The sequence below is a fragment of the Pseudomonas sp. CCI4.2 genome (assembly GCF_034350045.1).
Classification (GTDB): Bacteria; Pseudomonadota; Gammaproteobacteria; order Pseudomonadales; family Pseudomonadaceae; genus Aquipseudomonas.
This window is the reverse complement of record NZ_CP133781.1, coordinates 1,610,886-1,628,048: the sequence shown is the minus strand read 5'-3', so window position 1 is coordinate 1,628,048 and position 17,163 is coordinate 1,610,886. Positions and strand designations below refer to the sequence as shown.

19 protein-coding genes are annotated in these 17,163 nt (G+C 57.5%); 10 read left to right on the top strand and 9 right to left on the bottom strand.

Annotated elements, in window-relative coordinates; genetic code table 11:
* Positions 1 to 47 precede the first annotated feature (47 nt).
* From RHM65_RS07215 to RHM65_RS07200, 4 genes are all read right to left on the bottom strand, one after another.
* A complete protein-coding gene (locus tag RHM65_RS07215) occupies positions 48 to 821 on the bottom strand; it encodes a uroporphyrinogen-III synthase (RefSeq protein WP_322184578.1) in 774 nt (257 codons plus the stop codon).
* The gene (hemC, locus tag RHM65_RS07210; RefSeq protein ID WP_322166618.1) at positions 818 to 1,759 is read right to left on the bottom strand and encodes a hydroxymethylbilane synthase; all 942 of its coding nucleotides are present in this window, start codon (positions 1,757 to 1,759) and stop codon (positions 818 to 820) included. Before hemC ends, RHM65_RS07215 begins: the two co-directional genes overlap by 4 nt.
* A gap of 162 nt (positions 1,760 to 1,921) precedes the next feature.
* Entirely contained in the window at positions 1,922 to 2,668 is a 747-nt protein-coding gene (locus tag RHM65_RS07205; RefSeq protein WP_322166619.1) for a LytTR family DNA-binding domain-containing protein, read from the bottom strand.
* Positions 2,665 to 3,747 (bottom strand): sensor histidine kinase, encoded by a 1,083-nt coding sequence (locus tag RHM65_RS07200; RefSeq protein WP_322166620.1) that lies wholly within the window; start codon positions 3,745 to 3,747, stop codon positions 2,665 to 2,667. The genes RHM65_RS07205 and RHM65_RS07200 overlap by 4 nt, the downstream gene beginning before the upstream one ends.
* A gap of 142 nt (positions 3,748 to 3,889) precedes the next feature.
* On the opposite strand from RHM65_RS07200, the gene argH reads away from it, so the two are divergent.
* From argH to RHM65_RS07180, 4 genes are all read left to right on the top strand, one after another.
* The gene (argH, locus tag RHM65_RS07195; RefSeq protein WP_322166621.1) at positions 3,890 to 5,284 is read left to right on the top strand and encodes an argininosuccinate lyase; all 1,395 of its coding nucleotides are present in this window, start codon (positions 3,890 to 3,892) and stop codon (positions 5,282 to 5,284) included.
* Between the two features lie 124 nt (positions 5,285 to 5,408).
* Positions 5,409 to 5,696, top strand: a complete 288-nt coding sequence (locus tag RHM65_RS07190) for a hypothetical protein (protein WP_322166622.1) — start codon at positions 5,409 to 5,411, stop codon at positions 5,694 to 5,696.
* A gap of 210 nt (positions 5,697 to 5,906) precedes the next feature.
* Complete coding sequence (locus RHM65_RS07185; protein WP_322166623.1) at positions 5,907 to 6,152, top strand: TIGR02647 family protein; 246 nt, start codon at positions 5,907 to 5,909, stop codon at positions 6,150 to 6,152.
* Positions 6,153 to 6,347: 195 nt separating this feature from the next.
* Positions 6,348 to 9,197, top strand: a complete 2,850-nt coding sequence (locus tag RHM65_RS07180; RefSeq protein ID WP_322166624.1) for a class I adenylate cyclase — start codon at positions 6,348 to 6,350, stop codon at positions 9,195 to 9,197.
* A 112-nt stretch (positions 9,198 to 9,309) separates the two neighbouring features.
* Here RHM65_RS07180 and RHM65_RS07175 read toward each other — a convergent pair whose 3' ends face one another.
* Positions 9,310 to 9,549, bottom strand: coding sequence for a DUF1289 domain-containing protein (locus tag RHM65_RS07175; RefSeq protein ID WP_322166625.1), 240 nt, complete (start codon positions 9,547 to 9,549; stop codon positions 9,310 to 9,312).
* A 2-nt stretch (positions 9,550 to 9,551) separates the two neighbouring features.
* Complete coding sequence (cyaY, locus tag RHM65_RS07170; RefSeq protein WP_322166626.1) at positions 9,552 to 9,884, bottom strand: iron donor protein CyaY; 333 nt, start codon at positions 9,882 to 9,884, stop codon at positions 9,552 to 9,554.
* A gap of 237 nt (positions 9,885 to 10,121) precedes the next feature.
* Between cyaY and lptM the strand changes: the two genes are divergently transcribed.
* Genes lptM through RHM65_RS07140 form a run of 6 tightly spaced genes read left to right on the top strand, consistent with a single transcriptional unit; the run spans position 10,122 to position 14,711 of the window.
* Positions 10,122 to 10,277, top strand: coding sequence for an LPS translocon maturation chaperone LptM (lptM, locus tag RHM65_RS07165; RefSeq protein ID WP_322166627.1), 156 nt, complete (start codon positions 10,122 to 10,124; stop codon positions 10,275 to 10,277).
* Positions 10,278 to 10,286: 9 nt separating this feature from the next.
* Positions 10,287 to 11,534, top strand: coding sequence for a diaminopimelate decarboxylase (lysA, locus tag RHM65_RS07160; protein ID WP_322184577.1), 1,248 nt, complete (start codon positions 10,287 to 10,289; stop codon positions 11,532 to 11,534).
* A 5-nt stretch (positions 11,535 to 11,539) separates the two neighbouring features.
* A complete protein-coding gene (dapF, locus tag RHM65_RS07155; RefSeq protein ID WP_322166629.1) occupies positions 11,540 to 12,370 on the top strand; it encodes a diaminopimelate epimerase in 831 nt (276 codons plus the stop codon).
* 13 nt (positions 12,371 to 12,383) lie between these two features.
* Positions 12,384 to 13,121 carry a DUF484 family protein gene (locus tag RHM65_RS07150; RefSeq protein WP_322166630.1) on the top strand — a complete coding sequence of 246 codons (738 nt, stop codon included), beginning with the start codon at positions 12,384 to 12,386 and terminating at the stop codon, positions 13,119 to 13,121.
* Between the two features lie 2 nt (positions 13,122 to 13,123).
* Entirely contained in the window at positions 13,124 to 14,026 is a 903-nt protein-coding gene (xerC, locus tag RHM65_RS07145; protein WP_322184576.1) for a tyrosine recombinase XerC, read from the top strand.
* The gene (locus RHM65_RS07140; protein WP_322184575.1) at positions 14,019 to 14,711 is read left to right on the top strand and encodes an HAD family hydrolase; all 693 of its coding nucleotides are present in this window, start codon (positions 14,019 to 14,021) and stop codon (positions 14,709 to 14,711) included. Before xerC ends, RHM65_RS07140 begins: the two co-directional genes overlap by 8 nt.
* 72 nt (positions 14,712 to 14,783) lie before the next feature.
* Here the strand turns inward: RHM65_RS07140 and sutA are convergent, their stop codons facing one another.
* From sutA to RHM65_RS07125, 3 genes are all read right to left on the bottom strand, one after another.
* Positions 14,784 to 15,113, bottom strand: coding sequence for a transcriptional regulator SutA (sutA, locus tag RHM65_RS07135; protein ID WP_322166633.1), 330 nt, complete (start codon positions 15,111 to 15,113; stop codon positions 14,784 to 14,786).
* A 93-nt stretch (positions 15,114 to 15,206) separates the two neighbouring features.
* Complete coding sequence (locus RHM65_RS07130; protein WP_322166634.1) at positions 15,207 to 15,638, bottom strand: secondary thiamine-phosphate synthase enzyme YjbQ; 432 nt, start codon at positions 15,636 to 15,638, stop codon at positions 15,207 to 15,209.
* A gap of 177 nt (positions 15,639 to 15,815) precedes the next feature.
* Positions 15,816 to 17,162 (bottom strand): ammonium transporter, encoded by a 1,347-nt coding sequence (locus RHM65_RS07125; protein ID WP_322166635.1) that lies wholly within the window; start codon positions 17,160 to 17,162, stop codon positions 15,816 to 15,818.
* Position 17,163 lies beyond the last annotated feature (1 nt).

The following is a 17,163-nucleotide window of genomic DNA, read 5'->3' as shown; positions in this document are numbered from 1 at the left end:
CGCACATCACATCGAAGACGACGCTGCTCTGAATGAGGTCATCATCGCTACGCCTGGAGGGCAGGTTCAGGCTGAGCCCGTAACGCCGCCAGCAAAGCCGCGGCATTAGCGCCGCGACAATCAATAACTGTCTGAGCCCCCGCCGCTGACGCCAATTCAGCGACCCGGGGACTCGGTACAAACAAAGGTAACCGTGCCACATCCGACCAAGCATCGCCCGCCAATACGCGCAAGTGTTCAAAACCCTGTCCACTGCTGACCACCACACCGTTCAAGCGTTCCGCTTCGATACGGCGTGGCAGCTCAGACGCGGCGTAATTGGGTAAGGTGCGCCGATACAAGGGAAGATAATCGACACTGGCACCTAGCGCACGTAATCGGTCGGCCAGCAGTTCCCGGCCACCTTCGCCGCGCAGGATTAATACCCGCGCGCCAGGCAAGGCCATGGCTTCCTGCAACGGCGCCAATGCGAGCAAGGCTTCGCTGTCATCACCGCCCTCGGGATAGGCGACGTCCAGGCCATAGTCTTGCAGAATATGCGCCGTTGCAGCGCCGACAGTGAACCACTGCTGAATGGGCGGTTGCGGCCATATTTCGTCAATCAACGCCAAACCCAAACGTGCAGCCGGCTTGCTGACGACGATGACAACGGAATAGAGGTCCAGATCGAAAATCATTGAGCGCTGCGCACCGGTGAGTGCCAACGGTTCAATGTCCAGCAAAGGCAGGCTGCTGCTATAGACGCCAACGTCACTCAGCAAAGTCGCCAGCGCGGCTGACTCCTGCGCGGGACGCGTCAGCAGCAGTCGCCAACCCGTCACTCTGCGCCCGCCTCGCCGTAGACTTTTTGCAAGATAGCTTGTGCACCTTGGGCCAACAACGCTTCGGCAACCTGGACACCCAATGCTTCAGGGTTAGCCCGAGGGCCGCGGGCATCCGCGTTTAGAAGAAGGCCGCCTTCTGGATCGCCGACCATTGCGCGCAGCCAGATCTGCTCACCTTCCAGCACCGCGTAACAGGCGATGGGCACTTGGCAGCCCCCATTTAGGTGCTTGTTCAACGCTCGTTCTGCGGTCACCCGCACCGAGGTATCAGCGTGATTGAGAGGCGCGAGCAAGGCTTGAATTTCGCTATCAGCCGTGCGGCATTCGATTGCCACCGCGCCTTGACCACCTGACGGTAATCCGTCTTCGATACTTATTGGCGCAGTGATACGCCCTTCAAAGCCCAATCGAATCAAGCCAGCCGCCGCAAGAATAATCGCGTCGTACTCACCCGCATCCAGTTTTGCCAAGCGGGTGTTGACGTTACCGCGCAGGAAACGAATCTGCAGGTCTGGCCGTCGTGACAGCAGTTGCGCCTGACGACGCAAGCTCGATGTGCCGACAACGCTGCCCGCAGGCAACCTATCCAGACTGGCGAAGGTGTTGGAAACAAACGCGTCGCGGGCATCTTCACGCTCGCAGATGCAGAACAGACCCAGGCCCTCAGGGAAGTCCATCGGAACGTCTTTCATCGAGTGCACGGCGATATCGGCGTTGCCCTCAAGCATGGCTGTTTCCAGCTCCTTGACGAACAATCCCTTGCCACCAATTTTGGACAAGGGCGAGTCGAGCAACTTGTCAGCACGGCTGACCATGGGCACCAACGTCACGATCAATCCCGGATGGGATTCTTCCAGACGGGCTTTGACGTATTCGGCCTGCCATAAGGCCAACGCACTTTTGCGGGTAGCGATGCGAATTTCGCGAATGGACATGGATCGATCCGTACTTGAATAGATGCGACGGATAATAACAGCTGTGCGCACTCGCGGGCCTGACCTGGCTCAGAAGTTAGCGCCTACAGATATGCGAACCTCTGTAGGGGCCGACTTGTTGGCAAGGCCTCAACACGGTTTATTGTGTAACCCGCGCAAAACCTATAGCTGTTGCATCATTTTGCGCACGCCTGCCACATGGCGCCGGCTCACGATCAGCGCGTCGCCGTTAAGACCACGCAGAAACAGCTGAAAATGACCCAACGGCGTACGCTGCAGACGCTCGATGCGATCGCGGGCGACCAGCGCATTGCGATGGATGCGCACAAATCGATCGCCGAACTCATCTTCAAGCGCCTTGAGCGGCTCATCCAGCAGCACCTCGCCGCCTTCATGGCGCAGGGTCACGTACTTGTGATCGGCGATAAAAAATATCACCTGATTCAGCGGTATTAGCTCAATACCCTTACGGGTCCGTGCACTGATATGGGTGCGCGGACCGCTGCCCGTTTCAGCAGCAGGACGGGTCATGGCCGCCAGTTGAACGCGATTGGGACGCTCAGCTTTCTTCAACGCCTCAAGCAAATGCTCGGCGCGCACCGGTTTTACCAAATACCCCACCGCGCTGACCTGAAATGCCTCCAGCGCAAATTCGTCGTGGGCGGTGCAGAAAACTACGGCGGGCGGCGTCTCGCGTTCGCACAGTTTTGCGGCGACTTGCAGACCGTCCAGACCCGGCATACGGATATCGAGCAGCACTACATCCGGTTTAAGGCTATCGATCAGCGCCAAGGCTTCTTCGCCATTGGTAGCGCTGGGTTCGAGGACTCTGTAGCCCTCGAGTTCGCTGACCAGGCGACTCAGTCGCTCACGGGCCAGGGGTTCGTCATCAACGATCAGGACATTCATATTGCTTTGGCTTCCTGCGTGAGTCTCGCACAAGGATAGCGTAGACAGGTGAAGTGACGACCGTCACGGCGTTCCACGCTCAGACTGGCGCGCGGGCCAAAAAGTGCCGCAATTCGCGCACCAATGTTCACGAGTGCCTGATGGGTGCCGTTGGAAGTCTGCTTTTTGGCGACTTCGTCATACGGATTGCTGACGCACAATACGAACTCCCCCTCTTTATAGGTTGCTTCTACCCGAACTACACCGCCTTCAATCCTCGGTGCAATGCCGTAAAGCAAGGCGTTTTCAAGTAACGGCTGTAAGGTTAGCTGTGGAATTGGCAAGTCGTCCGGAATCGCACTCACCACCCAGTCCAACTGTAGACGCTCGCCGAGACGATATTGCTCAATCGAAAGATAACGTTTCGCCAATTCAAGTTCGTCACGCCATGTAACAAGATTTCCAGGTTTGGCGAGGCTCGCACGAAACAAATCGGAAAGATCCAACACCGCCTGCTCGGCCTTGATCGGGTCGCTGGCGACCAAGCTGGCGATACTGTTAAGCGTATTGAAGAGAAAGTGCGGCCGGATTCGAGCTTGCAGTGATTCGATCCTGGCGCGCAATTCCGCTTGCTGCTGCTTGCGCCACTGACTCTGCAGATAAAAATAACGCAACATCAGTGCCGACATGATTAGCGCAATCAGCGCATAGCGAAAATACCTCTCTACCCTAACTCCGACCGTCGCCGTTCCTGCCAGTTCGCAATACTCTGTCACCGCCGTGCATGCCAGGGTCAAACCCACCACCAATGCACAACACAACATACCTGCGACGCCTGCCGGCAAACGCGCCAACCAAGGACGCAGACCACACATCACAGCGGCTGAAAGCAGAACGATCCACTGCACAAACATTGAAATCAGCGCCAGTCGCACCCAGTTGAACCCCGCAACCATGGGCTCGACCAACACCAGAACCATGACCAATAGCTCAGCCAGTACCACCAGCACCAACAATGCTTGGGGCACGCACAGTTCCGGCAAGAAAAATTCTTTTTCAGGTACTGGTGCAGCACCCGTTTTCAACCGTTCATTTCGCATCGGTTCAGTCTCTGCGCCGCCACACTCAGCGGCAAGCTGCACAGGAATAAAAAAACAGCAACCCTGTTATTATCGCCAGCGCCGCCTCAACCTCGGCCATTCCCACTTTTAAATACCAGACAACTGACTATCGAGCGAATCCATGAGCACCGACAAGACCAATCAGTCCTGGGGCGGCCGCTTCAGTGAACCTGTCGACGCGTTTGTCGCCCGCTTCACCGCCTCCGTCACTTTTGATCAACGCCTCTATCGCCACGACATCATGGGCTCCATTGCCCACGCAACGATGCTGGCCCACGTCGGCGTTCTGACCGACGCAGAACGCGACTCCATCATTGATGGCTTGAACAACATCCAGACCGAAATCGAGGCCGGCAACTTTGACTGGCGCATCGATCTGGAAGATGTGCACATGAATATCGAAGCGCGTTTGACCGACCGCATCGGCGTCACCGGCAAAAAGCTGCACACCGGACGCAGCCGTAACGACCAGGTCGCGACCGATATTCGCCTGTGGTTGCGCGATGAAATCGACCTGATCCTGGCTGAGATCACTCGCCTGCAGCAGGGTCTGCTAGGGCAAGCTAAACGCGAAGCCGAGACCATCATGCCTGGTTTCACCCACTTGCAAACCGCGCAACCGGTGACATTTGGTCACCACATGTTGGCGTGGTTCGAGATGCTCAGCCGCGATTACGAACGCCTGGTCGACTGCCGCAAACGCCTCAATCGCTTGCCGCTGGGCAGCGCTGCACTGGCGGGTACGACTTACCCGATTGATCGTGAACTTGTGTGCAAGCTGCTCGGTTTTGATGCCGTCGGCGGCAATTCACTGGACAGCGTTTCCGACCGTGACTTCGCCATCGAGTTTTGTTCGGCTGCCAGCGTGGCGATGATGCACTTGTCGCGCTTCTCCGAAGAACTGGTGTTGTGGACCAGCGCACAGTTTCAGTTCATTGACCTGCCAGATCGCTTCTGCACAGGCAGTTCGATCATGCCGCAAAAGAAAAACCCTGACGTGCCAGAACTGGTACGCGGCAAAAGTGGCCGGGTATTTGGTGCCTTGATGGGCCTGCTGACCTTGATGAAGGGCCAGCCTTTGGCCTACAACAAGGACAATCAGGAAGACAAGGAGCCGCTGTTCGACGCCGCCGACACCCTGCGCGATTCGTTGCGTGCGTTTGCCGACATGATTCCGGCGATCAAACCCAAACACGCGATCATGCGCGAAGCGGCCTTACGTGGTTTCTCCACCGCCACTGACCTCGCCGATTACCTGGTGCGTCGCGGCCTGCCGTTTCGCGACTGCCACGAAATCGTTGGCCACGCGGTGAAATATGGCGTGGAAAGCGGCAAGGACCTGGCCGAAATGAGCCTGGAAGAACTGCGCACCTTCAGCGATCAAATCGATCAGGATGTGTTCGCCGTGCTGACCCTCGAAGGCTCGGTCAACGCGCGCAACCACATCGGCGGCACCGCGCCGACGCAGGTCAAAGCGGCAGTGGTTCGCGGCGAAGCACTGCTGGCCTCCCGCTAAACCTGTAGAGCCAACGTGTTGGCGAAGATGCCCGCGTCGCATCACGTACGCCGCTTCGCGAACAAGACCGCTCCTACCGACGATTGTTGTTGCCCGTATGTGGCTATTTTTTCAGGAAATCAGCATGACCGACAAAACCGACATTATTGACGACGACGAAGAAGAGTTTGCTGAGTCGACCTTGGTCCAAGCCATCGAAAACCAGATTGAAAGCGATAACCCACCGGCTGCCAAAGCGACCTACAACAAGCTGACGTTGGTGGGCTATGAGCGTGAAGAGATTCTGCAATTGATGGCCCATGTGCTAGCGGTCGAAATTGATGCCCTGCTCGAAGACGATCGGCCCTTCAATACCGAATGGTATGAACAGGCACTCCGAGCGCTTCCTACGCTACCTCCCGAGACCAAATGACAACCGGTTAAAGATCTGCTGCAAAAGTTCTGCACCCTGTCTACACTGCAAAAGCCCCGCTGCCGTATCACCCCCCGGGGCTGTCGCGCCACGCCGGCTTTATGGGTCCTCAAGAACTCAAATAAGCGCAGGACAGCTCGTTCCTGTGCCTTGACTCAAGACAGACCCAAACACCAGAGCGGCGCATCACTGGAAATGTCTGGAGTGTCTATGTCGTATACCCCTGAGTTGGTTGCCGAACTGGAAATCCTCGCACTGTTCAATCTGGGCAATACCCTTGAGGGCCTCAAAGTCCATCACATAGCAGCTCCCAAAGCGATCGCCGCCGCACAGCGCTTGTTCGATAAAGGGCTGATCACTCAGTTCGATGGTGGTTACCTGACCAGTCTGGGTCTTGAAGCTGCCGAGCATGCCCAATCACTGCTGACCATTCTCAACGTCACCGAAACTGCCTGAGACTCTCGCCGGGCTCGCGGGAATTCACCTTCCAAAAGGTATCGCGAGCCATTCCTTCAGGCCTTCATTTTTTGCGTTGGCTGCCGATACTATTTTGGCGCCAATTATTCACGCAGCTAAAAAGTGCTGGGATGTCGGATGTCAGCGCTCGCCGCTTTGAACACTCCTTTTGAACTCGCCCGCCGGTTAGCTGCGATGACGCGTACCTTTGAAATCCGCCCCGACTTGAATGAAGGCATTGACCGCAAGGTTCTCAGCCAGCTGCGCAACCGCTTTCTGACCGTCAACGATGGGCGGCTGGGCCGGGCCATGGAAGGTCTGTCGACGCGCCAACAAGCGGTATTGACGCTGCTGCCGCTGTTCTTCCACGTCAACCATCCCCTGTTGCCTGGTTATGTGTCCGGCAGCACACCTGCTGGAGTTTCCGGCTATGACCCGAACGCCCAGGCGCTGGCTGAAGCTCAACGGTTGACCCGGTCCTTTTCCTACAAGCAACGCCACGGTGATTTGCCGCAGCCGATTCACGGCCTGTTTTTGATGGGCAGTCTCGGCACACTAGCCCAGGCCGAGCAGAGTGATATGGATGTCTGGGTCTGTCACGACTCGGAGCTGAGCCCGGATGCTATCGCCGAATTGCGAAAAAAATGCCAGGCGCTGGAAACCTGGGCCCTTAGCCAAGGCGCCGAAGCGCATTTTTTTCTCATTGATCCCAAACGTTTTGTGCTTGGCGAGCGTGATGCGCAACTGAGCTCGGAAGATTGCGGCACTACCCAGCATTATTTGCTGTTGGATGAGTTTTACCGCACCGCTATCTGGCTGGCTGGCCGTACGCCGCTGTGGTGGTTGGTGCCCATCTATGAAGAACCCCATTACAGCGCATACACCCACACGCTGATCTCCAAGCGGTTCATTCGCGCGGATGAAATCCTCGACCTTGGCCATCTGGCACACATCCCGCCCGGCGAGTTCATCGGCGCGGGGCTCTGGCAACTGTTCAAAGGGATCGAATCGCCCTACAAGTCGGTGCTGAAACTTCTGCTGACCGAGGTCTACGCCAGCGAGCAGCCGCACGTGCAGTGCCTGAGCCTGCGTTTCAAGCACGCAGTGTTTGCCAACACGCTCAATCTTGATGAGTTAGACCCGTACATGATGGTTTACCGACGCATTGAGGAATACCTCAACGCACGATGTGAGCCCGAGCGCCTGGAGTTGGTGCGACGCAGCCTTTATTTGAAGGTCAACAAGAAACTCACCGGCTTGCCACGACAGCGCACCACCAGTTGGCAGCGCTTGCTGCTGGAACGTCTGACCAAGGAATGGAAGTGGGACGAACGACAGCTCGCGCTGCTCGACAGCCGCAGCCAGTGGAAAGTGAGACAAGTCGCCACCGAACGCCGAGCGCTGGTCAACGAGCTGAACCACAGCTATCGATTCCTCACCGAGTTTGCCCGCAAGCAAAAAGCCGTCAGCCTGATCAACAAACGTGACCTGAATGTGCTCGGGCGACGCCTTTATGCAGCGTTCGAGCGCAAGGCCGGCAAAGTTGAGTTCATCAATCCAGGAATCGCACCGGATTTGGCAGAAGACACACTGACCCTGGTGCAATCGCCGAATAAACGTGAACCCGGCAAAACTCAGTGGGCGCTCTACAACGGCAGCCTTGGCGCGCACGAGTGTGAGCACTTTTCACCGATCAAGCGCAGCCGGGAATTGCTCGAATTGCTGACGTGGTGTCACCGCAACAACGTGATCGACCACACCACGCGCCTGGCACTGCACCCTGGCACCAGCGATTTAACCGAATTGGAGCTGTTCAACCTGATCGGCAGCCTGCAACAGGCGATTCCCCTGCCCCTTGGCCTCGTCAGCGAGGAGCATTTATTGCGCCCCAGCGTGCCGAGCGAGGTCTTGCTGCTGGTCAATGTCGGCATCGATCCGCTCAAGCATCATCGCGACCTGAATATTCTGATGACCACCGAGCGCACCGACTCGCTGAGCTATGCCGGGGTTCGCGAAAACCTGGTGCTGACCTTCGACCAGATCACGCTTAACAGCTGGAATGAAATAGTGGTCAGTCGATATGACGGGCCCCACGCGCTGCTCGACTGCCTAAGCAATGTTCTCAGCAACTTGCCCGAGGGAGCACAGCAGCCGAGAGTGCGGGTGCGTTGCTTCTGCCATAACCGCGCGCCCGCCATTGCCCTTCGGGTCGAAGAGCTGGTGAAAACCGCACAATTGTTGTTGGCTCGACGCTTGAACCACCGTTACCTGATTCAGGTTCAGCAGCAGTACCACGTACTGGAAATCGTCCCCGGCCAGATCAACCATGTACCGCTGTCCAGTCTTCCTGCGCTGCTCGATTACTTGAGCGAAGAGCTGCCCAGTTACAGCCCGCTGCATGTGGACCCGTACGCGCTCAACGACCATGATTTGGCGTTGATCCTGCCTCACGGCCAGCCAGAGTGCATTCAGGTGTTCTACCGCATCAGCGAACCCTACGCTGATCTGTATGTGCTCGATGAACACAACGCCCTTTGGCACCAGCGCTTGCCCTACTTTGACGAGCCTTGCCTGTTATTGCCGTTACAACGCTTCTTCCAGTCTTTGGTCTATCGACGCGGCGCGCTGCTACCGCTGGACAATCCGCTTGAGCCTTTAACGCTGGAGACGTTGTACTACCAGATATCGCCCAACGGCCCCGGCCGCGCCCGACGCATAGAACCTCGCACGGCGCCCGCGACGCCCGCCGACAAACCGTTCTATGAAGTGCAAGCAATTATCGAAGAAGCCACGCCGGGGCAGTTGAGCGTTACCTTGTATTGCAACCAGCGAGAGTTTTCCGAGTTGGAGTATGGCGAGCAGTTATTCACCGTCGTTGCCGAGCAAATCCTGCAACAACGCAGCGAAGGCGAACGCTATCGCTGCTACATCACCGACCTCGACCTCTCCGGCCTGCTGGGCGACGTGCGCGGGCAGAGCATTTTGTTTTTACGCTACAAGGCCGACCTGGAAAGCTCGCTGAACGACGCGATGGATTCGGCTTGAGAAACCTGTGTTTGCGGCAGACGCTTCGCCAGCACGTTGGCTCCTACAGAGCCCGGCGCTGAATTTGCACCTTACACATCCCACAGAAAACCGGCCCGGCGCTAAATCTGGACTACTCGAAACGTTGCTCACTGTTCAACTTGCGCTGCTCGGCCGTCGCGCAGATCTGGCGGCGGCGATTGTCGTCCGCCGAGCGCCATTCGCGGATGTCTTCCACGTGACGCCAGCAACCGCTGCACACTTTCTGCTCATCCAGGCGACAAATGCTAATGCACGGCGACGGCACGGCAGGGCTGACGTTGCTGAACAGCGGCTTGGCCGGTTTGACCGGCGCTGGGTTACTCGTGGTCACGATCAAATCTCGTCGAAATCCAGCGCAACACCACCCTGCTGCAAGCACAGGCGATGGAGCATTTCACTGAGCAACTCTTCGCTGGTATCGCACGCCCAACGCTTTTCTTCTTCGTCGTAGTCGAAATGGAAACCACCGGATTTCGCTGCCAACCACAGCTGACGCAGCGGTTCCTGACGGCTAAAGATGAGCTGCGTACCGTTTTCAAACTTCACGGTCAGCACGCCCGCCGAGGCTTCCAGGTCCAGATCCATATCGCTCTCATCGAAAATATCCTCCAGCGCTTGCTGGGTGGCATCAACCAGATCGTGAAAGCGGGCTTCAGTCAAACTCATTACGGGAACCTCAGAAAGTGTCTACCAACGCGCAGCGACGCAAGATACGGTCGCTTTGAGACAAATGCAAAACATACCCGCCCAATAGCAGGCAGCTAGGTCGACAGCGCGACCGCGCCAGTCTATTCCCCGCGATCCCGTTTGAAGCCCCGTCGGACGGGTCGTACGCTACATAGGCAAGGCGCTGGGTGGTCGGTATACTCGGGCGCAATTAATGCTTTTACAAAGGATTTCGCCATGAAGCGCCTGATCTCGTCCCTTGCTGCGCTCCTCGCGGTTGCTTGTCTCGTCTCTGCCTGTGGTCAAAAAGGGCCATTGTATCTGCCTGATGACAGCCAAAACCCTGATGATCAAGCCAAATCATCGCAATCGCACAAGCACTCTACTTACTAGGGAACACCCATGGACGCCTTCAACTACCGCGACGGTGAGCTGTTCGCGGAGGGTGTAGCGTTGTCTGCCATTGCCGAACGCTTTGGCACGCCGACTTACGTTTACTCCCGTGCGCACATCGAAGCGCAATACACCGCGTACACCGACGCATTAAGCGGCATGCCGCACTTGGTGTGCTTCGCGGTAAAAGCCAACTCCAACTTGGGTGTACTCAATGTCCTGGCGCGCCTTGGCGCTGGTTTCGACATCGTGTCCATTGGTGAGTTGGAACGTGTATTGGCCGCCGGCGGCAGCCCCGACAGAGTCGTGTTTTCCGGCGTCGGCAAAACTCGCCAGGACATGCGTCGTGCGCTGGAAGTGGGCGTGCACTGCTTCAACGTTGAATCCACTGACGAACTCGAACGTCTGCAAATCGTCGCCGCCGAGCTGGGCGTTCGCGCGCCCATATCGCTGCGCGTCAATCCGGACGTCGATGCAGGCACGCATCCGTATATTTCCACCGGTCTCAAGGAAAACAAATTCGGCATCGCCATCGCTGACGCCGAAGACGTCTACCTTCGCGCCGCGCAGTTGCCAAACCTTGAAATCATCGGCGTCGATTGTCACATCGGTTCGCAACTGACCAGCCTGCCACCGTTTATTGATGCGCTCGATCGCTTGCTGGCACTGATCGATCGCCTCGGCGATTGCGGCATTCATCTGCACCACGTCGATCTCGGCGGCGGTCTGGGTGTTCGTTATCGCGACGAAGAGCCGCCCTTGGCCAGCGAATACATTGCTGCCGTGCGCGAGCGCCTTGACGGTCGCGACTTGGGGCTGGTGTTCGAACCCGGTCGCTTTATCGTGGCCAACGCTGGCGTGCTGCTAACGCAAGTGGAATACCTCAAGCACACCGAGCACAAGGATTTCGCCATTGTCGATGCGGCGATGAACGATTTGATCCGCCCGGCGCTGTATCAAGCCTGGATGAACGTGACGGCCGTGCGCCCCCGCGATACGCAGCCGCGCACTTACGACATCGTTGGACCTATCTGCGAAACCGGCGACTTTCTGGCCAAGGGCCGCCAATTGGCGCTGGCCGAAGGCGATCTGCTGGCCGTGCATTCGGCGGGCGCTTACGGTTTTGTGATGAGTTCAAACTACAACACCCGTGGCCGTACCGCTGAAGTACTGGTCGATGGCAGCGAAGCCTTTGAAGTGCGCCGCCGCGAAACCGTTGCAGAGCTGTTCGCCGGCGAAAGCCTGCTGCCGGAGTAACCCCCATGCTGCTGCGTTTTACCAAGATGCATGGCCTGGGCAACGACTTCATGGTTTTGGACCTTGTCAGTCAGCACGCGCACATCTTGCCCAAGCACGCCAAACAATGGGGTGATCGTCACACCGGGATCGGCTTCGATCAGCTTTTGCTGGTCGAGGCGCCGAGCAATCCCGAGGTGGACTTTCGCTACCGGATTTTCAATTCCGACGGTTCCGAGGTCGAGCAATGCGGCAACGGCGCGCGTTGTTTCGCCCGCTTCGTGCTCGACAAACGGCTGACCGCCAAACGGCAGATTCGCGTCGAAACCAAAAGCGGGATCATTGAGCTGGATATCCGTAGCGACGGGCAGATCAGTGTCGACATGGGGCCGCCCCAATTGATTCCAGAGCAGATTCCGTTTCAGGCGTCTGAGCAGGCGCTGAGCTATGCAGTTGAAGTCGATGGTCAAATCGTTGAGCTTGCCGCAGTATCGATGGGCAATCCGCACGCGGTGTTGCGTGTCGATGACATCAATAACGCTCCGGTGCACGTACTCGGGCCGAAGCTGGAACATCACCCGCGCTTCCCGGCCCGGGTCAATGTTGGCTTCTTGCACGTGGTCGATCGCCAACGCGCGCAATTACGCGTCTGGGAACGGGGTGCTGGGGAAACCCAGGCCTGCGGAACCGGCGCTTGCGCAGCAGCGGTAGCGGCCATCAGTCAGGGCTGGATGGACTCGCCCCTGTTGATCGACCTGCCTGGCGGGCGCCTGTCCATTGAATGGGATGGCCCAGGCCACTCCGTGAAGATGACCGGTCCGGCAGTGCGGGTTTATGAAGGACAGGTTCGTCTATGAGTGAGCAAATACGATGACCGATCAGCCTCAGATTTCAGCCGAAAAGCCCAGCAAAGCCTCTTCCGAAGCCGCAGCGCCAGCCCTTGAAGCGGAGGCCATCGCCGCATATTTGCGTCAACACCCCGAGTTTTTTGCAGACCACGAAGAACTCTTGACCACCCTGCGTATACCGCACAAGCGCGGCGATACGGTCTCGCTGGTTGAGCGTCAGCTGAATCTGCTGCGCGAACGCAACATTGAAATGCGCCACCGTCTTTCGCAACTAATGGATGTCGCTCGAGACAATGACCGGTTGTTCGACAAGACCCGTCGGCTGATGCTGGCGTTGATAGACGCCAGCAGCCTGGAAGAAGTAGTGATTGCCGTAGAAGACAGCTTGCGCCAAGAGTTCCAGGTGCCTTTTGTCAGCCTGATCCTGTTCAGCGAAAAACCGATGACAGTCGGACGATGGGTCGGCGCAGATGAAGCGCATAAATCCATCGGCGGCCTGATTTCAGATGACAAGATAGTCTGTGGGGCATTGCGCGAGCATGAGCTGTCGTTTTTGTACGGCGCAGAGCAAGGCGTTCAAGTCGGCTCCAGCGCCGTCGTGGCACTGACCCATCAAGGCCTGCACGGCGTGCTGGCGATCGGCAGCCGCGATCCGCAGTACTACAAAAGCTCGGTCGGCACCTTATTCCTCAGCTACATCGCTGACGTGTTGGGCCGAGTATTGCCGCGCTTTACTCAACCTTCACACCCGGTTTATTAACGGTGGAAAGGCAGCTGGACGCTTACTGCACGCACCTGCGCAGCGAGCGCCAGGTGTCGCCGCATACCTTAGAAGCCTACCGTCGCGACCTGAATAAGGTGCTGGCTTTCTGCGAGAAACAAAACGTAAGCAGTTGGTCTGCGCTAGATATTCAGCACCTGCGTAGCTTGATTGCGCGCTTGCACCAGCAAGGTCAATCCTCGCGCAGCCTGGCGCGGCTACTGTCGGCGGTTCGCGGCCTGTATCACTATTTGAATCGCGAGGGGCTTTGCAATCACGACCCTGCCAATGGGCTGTCGCCGCCCAAAGGCGAGCGCCGTTTGCCGAAAACCCTTGATGCCGACCGGGCCCTGCAACTACTCGACGGCGCCGTCGAGGACGATTTTCTGGCCCACCGTGACCAAGCCATTCTGGAGCTATTCTATTCCTCGGGGCTGCGGCTGTCGGAGCTGACCGGACTCGATCTGGAGCAGCTGGATTTGAGTGACGGGCTGATTCAAGTCCTCGGCAAAGGCAGCAAAACCCGAGTACTGCCGGTGGGCAAGAAAGCATGCGAAGCCTTGGAAATCTGGCTGCCGTTGCGCGCGCTTGCCAACCCGCAGGACGACGCGGTGTTCATTAGCCTACAAGGGCGCCGCCTGGGCCCGCGCGCCATTCAACTGCGCGTAAAAGCTGCAGGCATACGCGAGCTGGGACAGAACCTCCACCCGCACATGCTTCGCCATTCATTCGCTAGCCACTTGCTCGAATCTTCGCAGGATCTACGCGCAGTTCAGGAATTACTCGGCCACGCAGACATTGCGACCACACAAATCTACACGCACCTGGACTTCCAGCACCTCGCAACGGTCTACGACAGCGCCCATCCCCGGGCCAAACGCGTAAAGGGCTCTGATCATGATTAAGCTGATTACCTTCGACCTTGATGACACCTTGTGGGACACCGCCCCGGTGATCATTAGCGCCGAAGCCGTGCTGCGAGACTGGTTGGCCGAACACGCACCCAGCCTGGGACCGGTTCCGGTCGAACACCTGTGGGCGATCCGAACGCGGTTGGTTGAGGCCGATCCATCGTTCAAGCACCGGATCAGTGCACTGCGCCGGAAGGTGTTGTTTCATGCGCTGGAAGATGCCGGATATCCCCACGACGAGGCGCAGGATCTGGCCGACAAGAGTTTTGAGGTGTTCCTGCACGCACGGCATCAAATCGAGGTTTATCCTGATGTTCAACCGACCCTGGAAATTCTCGCCAAAACCTACACCCTTGGGGTGTTGACCAATGGCAACGCCGACGTTCGCCGTTTAGGGCTGGCAGATTATTTCGCTTTCGCATTGAGCGCAGAGGATGTCGGGATCGGCAAACCCGACCCGGCGCCATTCCTTGAAGCACTAAAGCGCGGCAGTGCCGATGCCAGCGCCGCGGTGCACATTGGCGATCATCCGGGTGACGACATTGCTGGCGCGCAGCAGGCCGGCTTTCGTGCAATCTGGTTCAACCCAACGGGCAAACCGTGGGAAGCCGATAAGCGTCCTGATGCTGAAATCAAAAGCCTGACCGAACTGCCAGAGCTGTTGAAACGCTGGCGCTAGTTAACCGCGCTTGAACGCAGCCAAGAAAAAGCCCGCAACGACAGCGGGCTTTTTCTTAACCGCAACGCACACCTAGATAGGCCGGCTACCGTATTTGTTGTCAGGCTTCTTCGGCGGATCGGCGACCACATTGGCCTCCACTTCCTGCACAGTGCCGCCTTTGGCCAGGAACTCTTCCATTGCGCGAGCCAAGGCATCGCGCTCTTTGTTCTTGGCTTCTACGCTAGGCAGCTCATCAACCGAAACAGCAGCCTTGGCTTTGCCTTTGGGCGCAGCGGGAGCACCGTCAGCGCTTTCGTCAACTTCAGGGCCGTCGTCGTCACCGCCAGCAGCGGCCAGTTCCTCACCGCCCTCTTCGTCTTCCAAATCGTCTACCGGATCGTCGATGTCGTCGTCGCTCATGTTTTACCTCATGACTTGCGAAAGCAGATTAGTTATAGCCCAGCCACACCAACTTACGATGGTCGCCAGAAAAAATTCAACATCCGCTGATACTCAGCGGACATCCCCATCACCCTGAAGGGTGGCAAGGATTCTGCGAGCACCGCCGACATCACGGTGCTCACCCAAATAAACACCTTGCCAGATGCCCAACGCCAACCGCCCCGCCGTAATCGGCAAACTCAGTTGGCAGCCAAGCAAACTGGCCTTGAAGTGCGCAGGCAGGTCATCGGGGCCTTCGTCGTCATGTTCGTATCCGTCCATTCCCTGGGGCACCAGACGGCTGAAAAAACGTTCGAAGTCACGACGCACGGCCGGATCAGCGTTCTCATTGATGGTCAATGAGGCCGAGGTGTGTTGCAGCAACAAATGCAACAGACCGACTCGACAACTGCGCAGTTCAGGCAAACCTGCCAGTATCTCGTCGGTCACTAGATGAAAACCGCGAGGCCTTGCTCGCAACGTAATCAGCGTCTGTTGCCACATACAGTTCTCCACGCTTCGGCGCGCATTCTAACGCGCTGGTGAAAAAAACAAAGCGCGTTATAAGCCACGTTTTATGTAAGCCATAACTGAGACTCGTACTACGATGGCGATCGTACCTACATCGACAAATCTCAGGCAAAAAAATGCCCGGTCACCCGGGCATTTTTTTGTGATGCCTTACAAGTTGTAGCCACGCTCATTGTGCAGCGCAAGGTCGAGGCCGACCGCTTCTTCTTCCTCGGTGACACGCAGGCCCATGACCGCGTCAACCACCTTGAGAATGATGAAGGTCGCGATCGCCGTGTAGATGATCGTGAAGCCTACGCCTTTGCACTGAATCCAGACTTGTGCAGCGATGTCGGTGGTTGCGGCATTGAAGCCACCCATCGACGGTGCAGCGAACACACCGGTCAGAATCGCGCCGAGGATACCGCCGATACCGTGTACACCGAAGGCGTCCAGGGAGTCGTCGTAGCCCAGTTTGCGTTTCAAGCTGGTAGCGCAGAAGAAGCAGACCACGCCAGCCGCCAAACCGATAACCAGCGAGCCCATTGGGCCAACAGTGCCGGCCGCAGGAGTAATAGCAACCAGACCGGCAACCACACCCGAAGCGATGCCCAGGGCACTTGGCTTACCGTGAGTGATCCACTCGGCGAACATCCAGCCCAGTGCAGCAGCAGCCGTAGCGATTTGAGTAACGAGCATTGCCATACCGGCAGTGCCGTTGGCCGCAGCAGCGGAGCCGGCGTTAAAGCCGAACCAGCCGACCCACAACATGGCAGCACCCATCAAGGTGTAACCAAGGTTATGCGGGGCCATCGGTGTAGCTGGGTAGCCTTTACGTTTACCCAGAACCAGACAGGAAACCAGACCCGCAACACCGGCGTTGATGTGAACCACGGTGCCGCCAGCGAAGTCGAGAACACCCCAATCGCCCAACAGTGCGCCCGGACCGCTCCAGACCATGTGCGCAATCGGCGCATACACGAAGGTGAACCAAAGGGCCATGAAGACCAGCATTGAAGAGAACTTCATGCGATCAGCAAACGCACCGACGATCAACGCCGGGGTGATGATAGCGAAAGTCATCTGATAGGTGACGAACACCGCCTCAGGGAATAGCGCGGTAGGGCCAGTGATGCTAGCTGGCGTGATACCGGCGAGGAACGCCTTGGCGAAGCTGCCGAAGAAGGAGTAGTAGTTAATGACGCCTGCTTCCATACCCGTTGTATCGAACGCAACGCTGTAGCCATAAGCGAACCACAGGATGGTGATCAGACCGGTAATGGCAAAGCACTGCATCATTATTGCGAGAATATTTTTCGAGCGAACCATACCGCCGTAGAACAGTGCCAAACCGGGAATGGTCATGAACAACACCAGCGCCGTCGAAGTCAACATCCACGACGTATCGCCAGAGTTGAGCACTGGAGCGACGACGGGTACCGGGTCAGCCGCCAGGGCCAGACCAGGTATTAAAAGGGACAGCAGGGCTCCTAGCCCTGCGAATTGACGCAGAGTCATA

Bases quoted from the DNA above. Each gene is read 5' to 3' on its own strand.
- hemC (WP_322166618.1), bottom strand. From the start codon at position 1,759: ATGTCCATTCGCGAAATTCGCATCGCTACCCGCAAAAGTGCGTTGGCC.
- RHM65_RS07205 (WP_322166619.1), bottom strand. From the start codon at position 2,668: ATGAATGTCCTGATCGTTGATGACGAACCCCTGGCCCGTGAGCGACTG.
- RHM65_RS07200 (WP_322166620.1), bottom strand. From the start codon at position 3,747: ATGCGAAATGAACGGTTGAAAACGGGTGCTGCACCAGTACCTGAAAAA.
- argH (WP_322166621.1), top strand. From the start codon at position 3,890: ATGAGCACCGACAAGACCAATCAGTCCTGGGGCGGCCGCTTCAGTGAA.
- RHM65_RS07190 (WP_322166622.1), top strand. From the start codon at position 5,409: ATGACCGACAAAACCGACATTATTGACGACGACGAAGAAGAGTTTGCT.
- RHM65_RS07185 (WP_322166623.1), top strand. From the start codon at position 5,907: ATGTCGTATACCCCTGAGTTGGTTGCCGAACTGGAAATCCTCGCACTG.
- RHM65_RS07180 (WP_322166624.1), top strand. From the start codon at position 6,348: ATGACGCGTACCTTTGAAATCCGCCCCGACTTGAATGAAGGCATTGAC.
- cyaY (WP_322166626.1), bottom strand. From the start codon at position 9,884: ATGAGTTTGACTGAAGCCCGCTTTCACGATCTGGTTGATGCCACCCAG.
- lptM (WP_322166627.1), top strand. From the start codon at position 10,122: ATGAAGCGCCTGATCTCGTCCCTTGCTGCGCTCCTCGCGGTTGCTTGT.
- lysA (WP_322184577.1), top strand. From the start codon at position 10,287: ATGGACGCCTTCAACTACCGCGACGGTGAGCTGTTCGCGGAGGGTGTA.
- dapF (WP_322166629.1), top strand. From the start codon at position 11,540: ATGCTGCTGCGTTTTACCAAGATGCATGGCCTGGGCAACGACTTCATG.
- RHM65_RS07150 (WP_322166630.1), top strand. From the start codon at position 12,384: ATGACCGATCAGCCTCAGATTTCAGCCGAAAAGCCCAGCAAAGCCTCT.
- RHM65_RS07140 (WP_322184575.1), top strand. From the start codon at position 14,019: ATGATTAAGCTGATTACCTTCGACCTTGATGACACCTTGTGGGACACC.
- sutA (WP_322166633.1), bottom strand. From the start codon at position 15,113: ATGAGCGACGACGACATCGACGATCCGGTAGACGATTTGGAAGACGAA.
- RHM65_RS07130 (WP_322166634.1), bottom strand. From the start codon at position 15,638: ATGTGGCAACAGACGCTGATTACGTTGCGAGCAAGGCCTCGCGGTTTT.
- RHM65_RS07125 (WP_322166635.1), bottom strand. From the start codon at position 17,162: ATGACTCTGCGTCAATTCGCAGGGCTAGGAGCCCTGCTGTCCCTTTTA.